We start from the raw sequence: 13,131 nt of genomic DNA on the forward strand, positions 1-13,131 counted from the left end.
TAGCCCGCGGCGGCGCTTGTTCTGTCCAGGTAGCTTGCACCCTGCGGCCGAACCGGGGCGTGCACTAGCTCGCTCATTGGCGAGCTGGTGCTGTGTGCGAATGAGACAGCCGGTACGGTTAGCGCAGACGCGAGAACGGTACCCGGGATGAACTTTCTTGCCTTCACGATGATGGTCTCTCCACTAGCGCGTCGGACATAAGAGGACGCGGATTTCTGAAATAACGTGCTGGGGCAGCAAGCCGTCAGTTCGTTGAGCGAGAGTCTATCGAATCGCTAAACACTCACAAGCAACTGCACGACAACGAACAGTTCCGCCGGGCGCAACCTTGCGAGCTCCCACGGACGCCCATCGCCTCCTTCGTTGGCAAGATGGAAACACACAATTGCGAGCGTTCCTTCAAGGTCTACGGCACATATACTTCCCGCCGCCGTCACCTCATCCATCAGGTGCCGGATTCTTATTGTCGAGAGAAGGAGTACTTATGGAAAAGCCATTCATCGCGAGGATCGGTAAAGCAAGGCCAGAAAGCGCTCACCAGATCGTGCAGGCCGCGCTTCGCAGTGCAGCGACGGCGTCCACGCCCAACGGCGCCATCGACCTGCTTGGCGAGGCCCTGCTAGAACTGGAGCGCCTGCTCGCACTGAATAGCGGGCAGATGCACTGAACTTCAGTGGCCCGCGTGGCTGCCCGAGAACACATGCAACGCTCCGGGGAGGTGTCAATGAACAGATCGCTTGCCGCACTGCTCCTGCCGTTAATGGTCGATGCCAATGCGGTTATCGCTGTCGTCAGGTATTACGCATGTCCCGGAACAGGGCAGATCCAGTTCATGATTGACGATCCATCCAATAATGATGATAATATCACTCATGCGGATTGCAGGTGTGTCGCCACTGTCCCCACGCGGGGACGGCAAATGTGCGGCGATGACGGCAGGATAAGGGCAGCGCATGCGAGCCAGGCGAATTGTGCAGCGCCGCTCGCCTGCCGAACTGAGCTTTAACGCGGAAAGGTCTTACGTATGACTGTCTACCATCGCCAATCATTGTTCTGGGGAGCCGTTGCCCTAGCGGCTGGCATCCTGTTATGGGTCCTGCGTCCCGTCCTGACGCCGTTTTTACTCGGTGCCATGATCGCGTACGTTTTGCAGCCAGGCGTGGAGTGGCTCGTACGGCATCGCGCACCCCGCGGTCTCGCGGCGTTTGTCATGATTTCCCTGTTCGCGTCGCTTGTTCTGCTGCTTGTTTTGCTGGTATTCGCGGTCATCCAGAGAGAAGGGCCCGAACTCGCAAAAGAGCTGCCTTCGTTGGCGTCCAAACTGGACGCTGCGCTGAAACCCCGGCTGGCTTTCCTCGGGATCAACCATTCGCTCGATCTGGGGCATGTTCGCGACGCATTGGCAGCGCGACTGACTTCAGGCGAACACGGCGCAGTCCTCGCTGTCTGGCAGTACTTGCGCACGAGCGGCAATGTGATGTTCAGCCTCGTGGGCAATGCGGTGCTGGTGCCGGTCGTTCTTTTCTATCTTCTCTACGACAGGCACGAGGCGCTCGAGCGCATGGAGAGTTTTGTGCCGCGGCGCTGGCTCGGAAAAACTCGCCACTTCGTTGCCGAGATCGACCAGATGCTGGCGCAGTATCTCCGTGGGCAACTGCTTGTCGTCGTGATACTTGCGGTGTTTTACCCCGCAGCGCTGGCGATCGCCGGGCTGGACATCGCGCTGCCTGTCGGCCTTCTCACTGCATTTGCCGTGTTCGTGCCGTATATCGGCTTCTCGACCGCGCTGGTTCTTGCGCTGCTCGCCGCGTTTCTACAATTCGGGAACTGGTACGGCTTCGCAGCGGTGGCCGTCATATATGGAATCGGACAGATCCTCGAGAGTGTCGTTCTGACACCGAGGCTCGTTGGCGAGCGCATTGGCCTGCATCCGTTGGCGGTTATTTTCTCGTTGCTGGCGTTTGGGCAACTGTTCGGATTCTTCGGCGTGCTGCTGGCACTGCCCGTGAGTGCCGTCGTTGTTTCAGCGTTGCGGGAACTACGGCGGGGCTATCTGGCAAGTGCGCTTTACCAGGACTGATCGTTTTTAGATCAGCAGTAGTTGCGCACTGCGCCAACAAACAGCGGATGATGCTCGATTGCCTGCGAGGCGTGCGGCGCCGAGCGTGAAACCGCCTATCGCTTCAGATGGGCGCCGCTCGAGGGGGTGAAGGAAGTGGACGGCGAGCAATCTTTTCTGCTTCCGCGCGCTTGATGCCGAACGCCTGCAGCACCATGGCCGCCGTACTCTCGGCGAACTTGTCGTGCCTGGATCGAAGGGTCTTTCGTGCGCGAACCGCCTGTTTTGAAAATCCGGAGAAGTGAAGCTCAGCTGCTACTCCAGCGACGACAGTGCCGATCACGGAAAACACACACATCAGTTCGTCCGCGACCATGAAGCGTCGTTCCGAAATCCCTCTCTTCGTATCCCGCAGCAGCCGCTGACCGAGTCCCCTGCTCAGTACGCGTGTGGACAGCCCTTCGCGTATCAGGAGTTGCCCCCAAACGGGCTCCCGATACGCGCGTAAAAGCGTATGACGCACCGACACTGCAACCGCTTCGGCTGGGTCCGGCAATCCCGCGGCCAGGCGATCGAGCGTACCGGCGAATTCCTCGAACAGCCATTCGACAAGCGCGGCGAAGATCCCTTCCTTTGAGTCGAAGTAGTTGTAAAAGGACCCGAATCCCACGTTGGCGGCGTTCGTGATCTCGGTGATCGTGACGCCGTCCATTCCCTTCTGCGCCACCAGTTCGAACGCAGCATCGAGCAGACGAAGCCGCGTTTCGAACTGGCGCCGTGCCACGCGCGGCGATCGTGCTGCGATGGATTCGCGGCCGGAATTGGATGGACTGGATCCCTTCATTGGTTGCCGACGGTTCGTGCGCGAACTCGGAACGTTGGGCATGTCAACTCCTCCTCTGTATGCGGCAGATTGTAGATTTAAATCTCATAGTTGACAATAGAATCAGAAATGGATTTAATGTCATCTGTGCGACGGCGGAAGCGGGAAAACGGCGGAACCGGCAAGCGGCGAACAAGTCTCCGGGCCGCTACCAGTTGCCCCGCGCCCAAGTCCGCACACGTCGTGCAGAGAGCGCGTGCATCAGCGATGTGCCTGTCAAATGGCGCCGACCCGCTTCGAGGCACGTGTTGCTTACCCGATGCGATGGTCTGTCAAGGAACTTGTGCCGCCGTTCCATCGGGTCATCAAAGAGGATTAATTCGGCATCAATGGCTTTGTTTTCGCGTTACTGGCAACGCACGTCCGGCGGGCGCGGCTGGCCATTGGCGCGGACGACTTTTCCACCTGACTTCGTCACCTGCCTTGTGTGAACATCGTGAAACATTCCGGTCTTGTCGCGCTGAAACGAGTGCGCTCCCTGTTACCTTGCTTCCTTCCATCCACACGTAAGGCAACTGTCGCCCTTGCGGCATGCAGCGCCATCGTCCTTGGCGCATGCCACCAGCGCGACGCAGTGGTCGCCGAGGTCAAGCCCGTCGTCGCGCTGGCGGTTCACCCGGATGAGCGCGTCGACACCACCTCGCTGCCTGCACAGGTGGAGGCGCGCTACTCCACGCCTTTATCGTTCCGGGTGGGAGGCAAGGTCATCGAGCGCCGAGTGCATATCGGCGATACGGTCAAGGCGGGACAGACCGTTGCGCTGCTAGATCCGACGGATCTGCAGAACAACCTCGTCAATGCGCGCGCGCAACTCGATGCGGCTGAGCATCGCCTTGTCTTCGCGAAGCAGCAGCTCGACCGCGATGAAGCGCAGGCGCGCGCAAACCTCATTGCGCCGTCGCAGCTTGAGCAAACTCAGGATGCCTACGCTTCCGCACTCGCACAGCGCACTTCCGCTCTCGCGCAGATGGCGCTAGCGACGGATCACCTGCGCTATGCGACGCTGACCGCGGACCACGACGGTGTCATCACATCGGAGGATGCGGATACCGGCCAGAATGTTCAGGCAACGCAGGCTGTGTATCACCTCGACTGGACCGGCGACATCGATATCGTTTGCGACGCGCCCGAAAGGACCGTGAGCTCTCTGGCCGTCGGCAGCAAGGCGCGCGTCACCTTGCCAGCGCTGCCCGGCAAGACGTTTGAAGCGCAGGTGCGCGAGGTGTCGGCGGCGGCCGACCCCGAAAGCCGCACGTGGCGCGTGAAGCTCACGCTGACTGCGCCGGGTCCCGACGTGCGTCTTGGCATGACCGCGAATGTGGCTTTCAGCTCAGCCGACGATATGGTTGCCGGCCAGACCTTTACGCTTCCGGTGACGGCGCTCTTTCACAAGGGTGATAACCCGGCCGTGTGGGTCGTGCGTAAAGGCAGCGACACGCTCGAGTTGCGCCCCGTCACGATACAGCGGTATGACGAGCGCACGGTCTCGCTCAGTGCGGGACTGCACGATGGCGACCGGGTGATCATGCAGGGGGTGCATGCCGTGAGCTCCGGGGAGCAAGTTCAAGTGGTGCCTCCGCTGCATCGGGAGGGCTCGGTATGAACGCGCGCGACAACGAAACTTCGGTCGAACGGGCGCCGGCAAATGCTTCTGGCGAGGAACGCGCGAGCGGTACGGGCTTCAACCTCTCCGCATGGGCGCTGACGCACCAGCAGCTCGTGATATTTCTGATCGGGCTCGCCACGCTGTTCGGTGTGATCGGCTACACGCACCTCGCGCAATCGGAAGATCCGCCCTTCACGTTTCGCACAATGGTGATCAAGACGTACTGGCCGGGCGCGACCGCCCGCGAAGTGCAGGAGCAGATCACCGACCGCATCGGCCGCCAGTTGCAGGCGGCGCCGTATGTGGACAACATCAAGAGCTACTCGCGGCCCGGCGAGTCGATGATCTTCTTCGCGATGAAGGACTCGGCGCCGGTCAAGGAGGTGCCCGAGACCTGGTACCAGGTTCGCAAGAAAGTCGGCGACATCCAGGCGACGCTTCCGAAGGGGACGGTCGGACCGTTCTTCAACGACGAATTCGGCGACGTCTATACCAACATCTATGCGCTCGAAGGCGACGGCTTCTCACCGGCGCAACTGCACGACTATGCGGACGGGCTGCGCACGGTGCTGTTGCGGGTGCCCGGCGTTGCGAAGGTCGACTACTTCGGCGACCCCGATCAGCACATCTTCGTCGAGATTTCGAACGCGCAACTGACGCGTCTTTCGATCACGCCGCAGCAGCTTGCTCAGGCGATCGACGCGCAGAATGCCGTCGCGCCTGTCGGCACGATCACCACGGCGGACGACCGTGTATTCGTGCGTCCGAGCGGCGCGTTCAAGGACGAGCGCGCGCTTGCGGACACGCTGATCACCGTCAACAAGCGCTCGTTCCGCCTCGGCGACATTGCGACGATCAGGCGCGGTTACGACGATCCGCCCGTCACGCAGATCCGCGTTGGCGGCCAGGCTGTGCTCGGCATTGGTGTGACGATGCAAAAGGGCGGCGACGTCATCGACCTCGGCCGCGCGCTCGACGCGAAGACCGCCGAACTGCAGGCAACGTTGCCGGCGGGTCTGAAGCTCGTGCCAGTTTCTAGCATGCCGCACGCGGTCAAGCACTCCGTGGACGAATTCGTGCGTTCGGTCGGAGAAGCCGTCGCGATCGTGCTGGTCGTGAGCCTCGTTTCGCTCGGTCTGCGCACGGGCATGGTGGTGGTGATCACGATCCCGATCGTGCTTGCCGTCACCGCGCTGTGCATGCATACCTTCGGTATCGGGTTGGACAAGGTTTCGCTTGGCACGCTCGTGCTCGCGCTCGGGCTGCTGGTCGATGACGCGATCATTGCCGTCGAAATGATGGCGGTGAAGCTGGAGCAGGGCTGGAGCCGCATGCGCGCGGCGGCGTTTGCGTATTCGAGCACCGCATTTCCGATGCTGACCGGCACGCTCGTGACAGTCTCGGGCTTTTTGCCGATCGCGCTGGCGAAGTCGAGCACGGGTGAGTACACCCGCTCGATCTTCGAGGTGTCGGCCATCGCGCTGATCGTCTCGTGGTTCGCGGCGGTCGTGCTGGTGCCGCTGCTCGGCTTTCATATGCTGCCCGAGCGCAAGGCTCACGCCGGCGCCGGGCACGACCATGAGCACGCCGTCTACAACACCGGCTTCTACCGACGCCTGTCGGGCTGGGTCACGTGGTGCATCGAGCGGCGCTGGATCGTGCTCGGCGTTACCTGCGGCCTGTTCGCGCTCGCCATGGTTGCGTTCACGCGCGTGCCGCAGCAGTTCTTCCCGAACTCCGAGCGTCCTGAATTGCTGGTCGACCTGAGGCTGCCTGAAGGCGCTTCGTTCGAGGCGACGCTGCGTGAATCGAAGCGCCTCGAGAAGGTCCTCGATGGCAAGACCGGGATCGACCACTACGTCGACTTCGTCGGCACGGGTGCCCCGCGCTTTTATCTCCCGCTCGACCAGCAGCTCCAGCAGCCCAATTTCGCGCAGTTCGTGATCACGGCCAAAGACGTCGAAACACGCGAGGAACTGATGCGCTGGCTCGACGCGAAACTGGAGAAGGACTTTTCTGGTGCTCGCACACGTGTCGCACGGCTCGAAAACGGTCCGCCCGTGGGCTTCCCGATCAAGTTCCGGGTGAGCGGTGACGACATCGCGACGGTGCGATCGATCGCGGATACGGTCGCGGAAAAAGTCCGTGCCGATTCGCGCACGCGCAACGTCCAGTTCGATTGGGATGAGCCGGCCGAACGCTCGATTTCGTTCGAGATCGACCAGAACCGCGCGCGCCAGCTTGGCGTCACGTCAGCGGACGTTTCCAGCTTCCTGGCCATGACGCTGTCCGGCTACACCGTCACGCAGTACCGCGAGCGCGACAAGCTGATCAACGTCGATCTGCGAGCGCCGAAGAGCGAGCGCGTCGATCCCGCCAAGCTCACGAGCCTTGCGATTCCGACACCGAACGGCCCGGTTCCGCTCGGCTCGCTCGGACACGTGCGCGACACGCTCGAATATGGCGTGATCTGGGAGCGTGACCGCCAGCCAACCATCACCGTGCAGGCCGACGTGCGCGGCGACGCGCAGGGCATCGACGTGACGCACGACATCGAGAACGCACTCACGGCTGTGCGCGCAAAGCTCCCCGTGGGCTACCGGATCGAGGTGGGCGGGGCGGTCGAGGAGAGCGTGAAGGGCCAGACGTCGATCAATGCGGAAATGCCGCTGATGATCATTGCGGTGCTGACGCTGCTGATGATCCAGCTGAAGAACTTCGCGCGCACCTTCATCGTCGTGCTGACCGCGCCGCTGGGTCTCATCGGCGTCGTGACAGCGCTGCTGCTGTTCGGCAAGCCGTTCGGCTTCGTCGCGCTCTTGGGCGTGATCGCGATGTTCGGCATCATCATGCGCAACTCCGTGATCCTCGTCGACCAGATCGATCAGGACATCGCGGCGGGGCACCCGCGCTTCGACGCCATCATCGGCGCAACGGTGCGACGTTTCAGGCCGATCATGCTGACGGCCGCCGCCGCCGTGCTCGCGCTGATTCCGCTGCTGCGCTCGGGCTTTTTCGGGCCGATGGCGACTGCGCTGATGGGCGGCATCACCGTGGCCACATTGTTGACCGTGTTCTTCCTGCCGGCACTCTACGCGACCTGCTTCAGGGTCCGTCGTGACGAGCGCGGCGAGCAACCGGTCGTCGTCGAGCATACGGAGGTTTGATCATGAGTTTTACTTACAAGGCATCCGTGTTTGCGGCGGCCGCGGCGTTCGCCATGACGGCGTGTTCGTTCGGGCCCAGCGGCGAGCCGCCGGCGATGCCGTCTCCAGAGCATTACGGTGCGCAAGCGCAGCCTGCGAAGACGGCGGCAGCAGGCGGCGTTGCGCAGACCTTCGATGTCGGCGCCACGCCGGGGCCGCAGTGGTGGCGGCTCTACCACTGTGCCGCGCTGGACGCACTCGTCGACGAAGGACTGCGCAACAGCCCGACGCTTGCGGCAACGCAGCGTACGCTCGCATCGGCGCAGGAGCAATTGCGCGCTCAGATCGGCTCATCGACGCTGCCATCGATCGATGGCACCGCGCAGATCCAGCGCGCCCGTTCACCGGTCGCGCCCCAGCTTGGCCTGCCCGAGCAGGTGCAATACAACTTCTTTGCCGGGCAGCTGCAAGCGCATTACACGTTCGACCTGTTCGGCCAGACGCGCTATGCGAACTCCGCGAGCGCGGCCCGCGTGAATGTGCAGGCGTTCGAGCTGGAAGCGTCGCGCCGTGCGCTCGCGGCAAACATCGTGGCAGCCACGATCAACGTGGCGGCCCTCGACCGGGAGATTGCACTCACCGAGCGGCTCGCCGCCGTATCGAACGATGCGGCGAACGAAGACGCACAGCGCTACGCGCTCGGCTCGGTTTCGCGAGCCCAGGCGTTCGAGTCGAAACAGGACGCGGCCTCCATCGCGGCGAGCTTGCCCGCACTGCGTCAGCAACGCGCGACCGCGATTCATGCACTCGCGGTGCTGATTGGCCGTACACCGGACAATGCCCCGAGCGTGCCGGATCTGGACAGCCTGTCGCTGCCTGAGCACGTGCCCGTCGCTGTGCCTTCGGACCTGTTGCGCTCGCGCCCGGACATCCAGGCAGCCGACGCGGCCGTCAAGGCCGCAGCCGCCGACGTGGGCGAGGCAACGGCGCAACTCTTCCCGAGCCTGTCGCTGACGGGCGCGATGGGGCGCGGCGGCTTCAGCTGGCCGGCAGTCGTTTCGGGTGCGGGCGGGCTGTGGGCCATCGGAGCGAGCCTTTCGCAGCCGATCTTCCATGGCGGCGCGCTGTTCGCGCAACGCCGCGCGTCGATCGATGCGTACGACGCTGCCGCGCTGCACTACAAGGCGACCGTGCTTTCTGCGTTCGAGGACGTGGCGAATTCGCTCGCCGCGCTGGATAACGACGCACAGACTCTGGCGTCGAGCGAAGCCGCCGCCGATGCCGCGCGCACGGCATTCGACGACACCGCGTCGCGCCACCGCATGGGCTCGCTGCCTTCGGCGGCAACGCACGCCAGCGAATCGCGCTACCTGAACGCGCAAATCGCAGCAGCACGCGCCGCAGGTCAGCGCATGGGCGATACCGCGGCGCTCTTCCAGGCGATGGGAGAACTGCCCGACGCCCAGCAAGCGACCGCCTCGACTGCAAAGACCGGGCGCTCGTGACACACGAGGGCGATCCAGCGGGACCGCCCTCGCCGTTCAGCAGTGGCTCGAGCCACGTCGATAGCCGTTGGACTCACATCGATTGCCGGCTGGAGGCCGCGCCGCAACGCGCGGTCTGGGCCTGCTGCGAGTGTGAATGCCCGCGGTTTTCCGCTTTATTTCCGTATGGATTACCAAAGACTGATTGTCTGCCACGAATGCGACCTGTTGTTTCGCAAGCCCGCTGACGTGAAAAGGCACCGCGCGGCCTGCTCGCGATGCGGTGCGGGCTTCGCAGCGCTACCGGGTTGCGCATTGTCGCTCGACTGGATTTGCGCTGTGACGCTCGCCGCGTTGATCGTTTTTTGTATCGCGCAGAGTTTCCCGCTCATCGAAATGCACGCGAACGGCATGACATCCGAGGCGACGCTGTTTGGCGCCGTGCGCTCGCTGTGGTTCGGCGACATGCGTGTCGTCGCGGTGATGGTGTTGTGCTCGGCGGTACTTTTTCCGTTGATCGAATTGCTCGCATTGCTCTATGTGCTGGTGCCGCTGAGGTTGGGTATACGGCCACCCCGTTTCAATGCGATGGTGCGTCTCGTGCAGATCGTCCGGCCGTGGGGCATGGTTGAAGTGTTCATGCTCGGCGTGCTTGTGACGATTGAGAAGATGGTCAGCATCGCGCAAGTGATCCCGGGACCGGGGTTGTTCGCATTAGGCACGCTGACCGTCATGCTGGGCGTGGTTGCTTCATTCGACCCGAGCGGGCTTTGGGCGATCAGTGAAGAAATCAGGCGCTCGCGAATGGCTGACGTTCGGTGGTCGAAGGTGAGCACCGGGCGACAGCGGCTCGTGCGGCCCTCGGGGGCGCGCAAAGCCAGTTCGTCGACCGCCATCACGGCACGGCGAGCCGGACTTGTCGGCTGTCACGCATGCGGACTCGTTCAGACGCGTAGCGAACGGGATGCTCACCAGCGCTGCACCCGATGCCACCATGTGCTGCACGAACGCAGGCCCGACAGTCTCACGCGGACGGCCAGTCTGCTTCTTGCCGCCGCGATTGCCTACATTCCGGCGAATCTGCTGCCGATCATGCACGCGTCATCCGTGGGCGGCTCGGAAGACGACACGATCCTTGGCGGCGTGGCGTATTTCTGGACCTCGGGAGACTGGCCGCTCGCTGTCGTCGTCTTCATCGCCAGCGTTCTCGTGCCGGTTCTCAAGCTCGTTGTTCTCACGCTTCTCACGGTGGCCGCTTCGCGCGGTTCGGGCTGGCGCGCTCGTGAAAGAGCGACCCTGTACCGGCTCGTCGAGCGCATTGGCCGGTGGTCGATGCTCGACGTGTTCGTCGTTGCACTGACGGTCACATTGGTGCATTTCGGCTCGCTCGCCGTCATTACTGCTGGACCGGCCGCCCTCGCTTTCGGAGCGGTTGTGATCCTGACCATGCTTGCATCGCATCAATTCGATCCTCGGCTCATCTGGGACAACGTGGGTCCGGGGCCGCGTGCCGCTTCAACTGCGAACGATAAAGCTCTAGCTGCTCCTCTCCTGAAAAACCCGATTTCTGAAAAAGACGATGCATCTTTCCAATCTATCCAGACCTGACGTCAAGCCGCGCAAGCGTTGGCTGCCATCCCTCATATGGTTAGTGCCCCTGATCTCGGCATTGATCGGTGTTGCTCTGGTGGTCAAATCCGTTGCGGAAAAAGGACCCGTCGTGACGGTCACCTTCAATAACGCCGAGGGTATAGAGGCGGGCAAGACGAAGGTCAAGTACAAGGACGTTGAAATCGGTGTCGTGCAAGGCGTCGCGTTGTCCGCGGATTTGCGGCACGTTATCGCGAGTATCCAGTTGAGCAAGGACGCAGAGAAGTTTGCCACGCAAGGCACGCGGTTCTGGGTGGTACGCCCGCGCGTCGGCGCCAATGGCATCTCCGGCCTCAGTACGCTGCTTTCGGGCGCCTACATCGGCGTGGACATCGGGCGCTCGACCGAGCGGCAAACCGCCTTCCTCGGTCTTGAAAGTCCGCCTATTGTCACCACGGGACAACCGGGGCATCAGTACACGCTGCGAGGCGACTCGCTGGGCTCGATCGATATCGGCGCCCCCATCTTCTACCACCGTATCCAGGCGGGTCAGGTGATCGGTTACTCGCTCGATCCTCACGGCGCGGGCGTCATCGTGAATGTGTTCGTGAATGCACCGTACGACCAGTACGTCGGTACCAATACGCGGTGGTGGCATGCAAGCGGCGTCGATCTGCGTCTTGACTCCAACGGGCTGAAGCTCAATACGCAATCGCTCGCGACTGTCGTCGTCGGAGGGCTGGCATTCCAGTCTCCGGCCGGGCAGGACGCGGGCCGACCGGCGGCAGACAAGGCGGAGTTCCGGCTCGCCGCGGATGAATCGGACGCCATGCGCGAGCCCGACGGCCAGCCGCTCAACGTGGTCATGCGTTTCGATCAGTCTTTGCGCGGACTGTCCGTTGGCGCACCCGTCGATCTTCGCGGGATCGCGCTGGGGCAGGTGACGCAGATCGGCATCGAGTACGACGAAAAGCAGAAGAGCTTCAGCATGAAGGTGGCGATGGCGCTTTATCCTGACCGCCTCAGCCGGCGCTCCAGCGAGGCGCTGCCGGCGCCGGACACGCCAGGCGGGCACGACATGCTAGAGCACCTGGTGACGGAAGGACTGCGCGGGCAACTGCGCACCGGCAATCTCCTGACGGGGCAGCTGTATGTCGCGCTGGACATGTTCCCGAAAGCGCCTCGCGCGACGGTGAACGTGCACAGCAACCCGATCGAACTGCCGACGGTGCCGAATACGCTCGACGAACTCCAGGTGCAGATAGCGGACATCGCAAGGAAGCTGAACCAGGTGCCGTTCGACCGGATCGGCGCGAACCTCGACGGTGCCCTGGCGAACGCCAGCAAGCTGTTCGGACATATGGACACGGAGATCGTGCCGCAGGCACGCGACACGCTCGCTGCCGCGCAAAAGACATTCGCGACTGCGGAATCGACGCTGCGGCAGACCGCGCCGATGCAGTCGGACGTTCAGGACGCCATGCAGCAGCTCACGCGCACGCTGCAATCGCTCAATGCGCTCTCCGACTACCTGGAGCGGCATCCACAGGCGCTGCTGTTTGGCAAGAAAGGAGACCAGCAATGATCGCGAGGCAATCCCGCTCGTCCCGCACCATGATGAGGACACTCGTCTCTGTCGTTGGGCTGGCCGTTCTGACGGCGTGCGCATCACCGGCGACGCGCTTCTATACGCTCGGGACCGACGCAGAGCCGGATGTCGCGAAGAGTGTGACAAGCCCCGCATTGCGGATCGATGTACGCCCGGTAAAAGTGCCGGCCGCAGTCGCCCGAAGCCAGCTTGTGGTGCAGGTCAATGCGGCCCAGGTGCAGGTGCTTGAGGACGACCAATGGTCGTCGGCGCTTCCGGACGAGATTCGCTATGCACTCGTGGCTCGCGTGAGCCAGCAGGCCGCCGCATCCGCTGCCAGCGCGATTGGGCGTGGCGATGCGGTTCCTGTCTATCAGATTGGCGTCGATGTTCAGCGCTTCGAATCGTGGCCCGGTTCACATGTGCTGGTTGACGCCGTGTGGAGTGTGAGCGGGTCTGCGGGCCAGCAGAGGCTGACTTGCCACAGCACTGTGACGGAGCCCGTGTCTGGCGGATACCAGGGCATCGTCGAGGGGCATCGTCGTGCGATCAATGCGATTGCTGACCAGATAGCCGAGGTCGTGCGCGCCTCCGCGGCGAGCGCGGTGGATCGGCCGTCTGGCCTTACGGGTGGGCTCGGCGGAACGGGAATGACAACGCTGTCCTGCCCGCCATTTTCAGGCGGTGCGCAAACCGAGGTAAACAGGCCGGCGGCTCCGCGCTCCGGCGGATAAATTCGCAGCCCGTCGCCAGTCGGGACAGGGACCGATCGCCA

Annotated in this window: 9 protein-coding genes; 8 read left to right on the forward strand and 1 reads right to left on the reverse strand. The window is 63.0% G+C overall.

Translation table 11 applies throughout. The features are described from left to right. Positions 1–484: 484 nt before the first annotated feature. Together AB3X95_RS25020 and AB3X95_RS25025 are read left to right on the forward strand one after the other, a co-directional pair. Positions 485–667 (forward strand): hypothetical protein, encoded by a 183-nt coding sequence (locus AB3X95_RS25020; protein ID WP_368622822.1) that lies wholly within the window; start codon positions 485–487, stop codon positions 665–667. A 357-nt stretch (positions 668–1,024) separates the two neighbouring features. Continuing rightward, positions 1,025–2,080 carry an AI-2E family transporter gene (locus tag AB3X95_RS25025; RefSeq protein WP_176120963.1) on the forward strand — a complete coding sequence of 352 codons (1,056 nt, stop codon included), beginning with the start codon at positions 1,025–1,027 and terminating at the stop codon, positions 2,078–2,080. 103 nt (positions 2,081–2,183) lie between these two features. Here AB3X95_RS25025 and AB3X95_RS25030 read toward each other — a convergent pair whose 3' ends face one another. Beyond that, positions 2,184–2,945: a TetR/AcrR family transcriptional regulator gene (locus AB3X95_RS25030; RefSeq protein ID WP_176366482.1), complete on the reverse strand. Its 762-nt coding sequence runs from the start codon at positions 2,943–2,945 to the stop codon at positions 2,184–2,186. A 475-nt stretch (positions 2,946–3,420) separates the two neighbouring features. Between AB3X95_RS25030 and AB3X95_RS25035 the strand changes: the two genes are divergently transcribed. The 6 genes from AB3X95_RS25035 to AB3X95_RS25060 all read left to right on the forward strand — a co-directional run bounded on the left by AB3X95_RS25035 (position 3,421) and on the right by AB3X95_RS25060 (position 13,090). Further along, entirely contained in the window at positions 3,421–4,545 is a 1,125-nt protein-coding gene (locus AB3X95_RS25035; protein WP_368622896.1) for an efflux RND transporter periplasmic adaptor subunit, read from the forward strand. Beyond that, on the forward strand, positions 4,542–7,715 hold the full coding sequence (locus AB3X95_RS25040; RefSeq protein WP_176366484.1) for an efflux RND transporter permease subunit: 3,174 nt from the start codon (positions 4,542–4,544) through the stop codon (positions 7,713–7,715). Before AB3X95_RS25035 ends, AB3X95_RS25040 begins: the two co-directional genes overlap by 4 nt. 2 nt (positions 7,716–7,717) lie before the next feature. Continuing rightward, a complete protein-coding gene (locus tag AB3X95_RS25045; RefSeq protein ID WP_176366485.1) occupies positions 7,718–9,199 on the forward strand; it encodes an efflux transporter outer membrane subunit in 1,482 nt (493 codons plus the stop codon). Positions 9,200–9,364: 165 nt separating this feature from the next. Next, complete coding sequence (locus AB3X95_RS25050) at positions 9,365–10,786, forward strand: paraquat-inducible protein A (protein WP_368622897.1); 1,422 nt, start codon at positions 9,365–9,367, stop codon at positions 10,784–10,786. Next, complete coding sequence (locus AB3X95_RS25055; RefSeq protein ID WP_368622823.1) at positions 10,758–12,353, forward strand: intermembrane transport protein PqiB; 1,596 nt, start codon at positions 10,758–10,760, stop codon at positions 12,351–12,353. Before AB3X95_RS25050 ends, AB3X95_RS25055 begins: the two co-directional genes overlap by 29 nt. Then, positions 12,350–13,090 (forward strand): membrane integrity-associated transporter subunit PqiC, encoded by a 741-nt coding sequence (locus AB3X95_RS25060; protein ID WP_368622824.1) that lies wholly within the window; start codon positions 12,350–12,352, stop codon positions 13,088–13,090. The genes AB3X95_RS25055 and AB3X95_RS25060 overlap by 4 nt, the downstream gene beginning before the upstream one ends. Positions 13,091–13,131: the final 41 nt, after the last annotated feature.

Origin of the sequence: Paraburkholderia sp. BR13444, from assembly GCF_040948755.1 — a bacterium.
Taxonomy (GTDB): Bacteria; Pseudomonadota; Gammaproteobacteria; order Burkholderiales; family Burkholderiaceae; genus Paraburkholderia; species Paraburkholderia youngii.

Bases quoted from the DNA above. Each gene is read 5' to 3' on its own strand.
- AB3X95_RS25050 (WP_368622897.1), top strand. From the start codon at position 9,365: ATGGATTACCAAAGACTGATTGTCTGCCACGAATGCGACCTGTTGTTT.
- AB3X95_RS25055 (WP_368622823.1), top strand. From the start codon at position 10,758: ATGCATCTTTCCAATCTATCCAGACCTGACGTCAAGCCGCGCAAGCGT.
- AB3X95_RS25040 (WP_176366484.1), top strand. From the start codon at position 4,542: ATGAACGCGCGCGACAACGAAACTTCGGTCGAACGGGCGCCGGCAAAT.
- AB3X95_RS25025 (WP_176120963.1), top strand. From the start codon at position 1,025: ATGACTGTCTACCATCGCCAATCATTGTTCTGGGGAGCCGTTGCCCTA.
- AB3X95_RS25030 (WP_176366482.1), bottom strand. From the start codon at position 2,945: ATGCCCAACGTTCCGAGTTCGCGCACGAACCGTCGGCAACCAATGAAG.
- AB3X95_RS25060 (WP_368622824.1), top strand. From the start codon at position 12,350: ATGATCGCGAGGCAATCCCGCTCGTCCCGCACCATGATGAGGACACTC.
- AB3X95_RS25045 (WP_176366485.1), top strand. From the start codon at position 7,718: ATGAGTTTTACTTACAAGGCATCCGTGTTTGCGGCGGCCGCGGCGTTC.
- AB3X95_RS25020 (WP_368622822.1), top strand. From the start codon at position 485: ATGGAAAAGCCATTCATCGCGAGGATCGGTAAAGCAAGGCCAGAAAGC.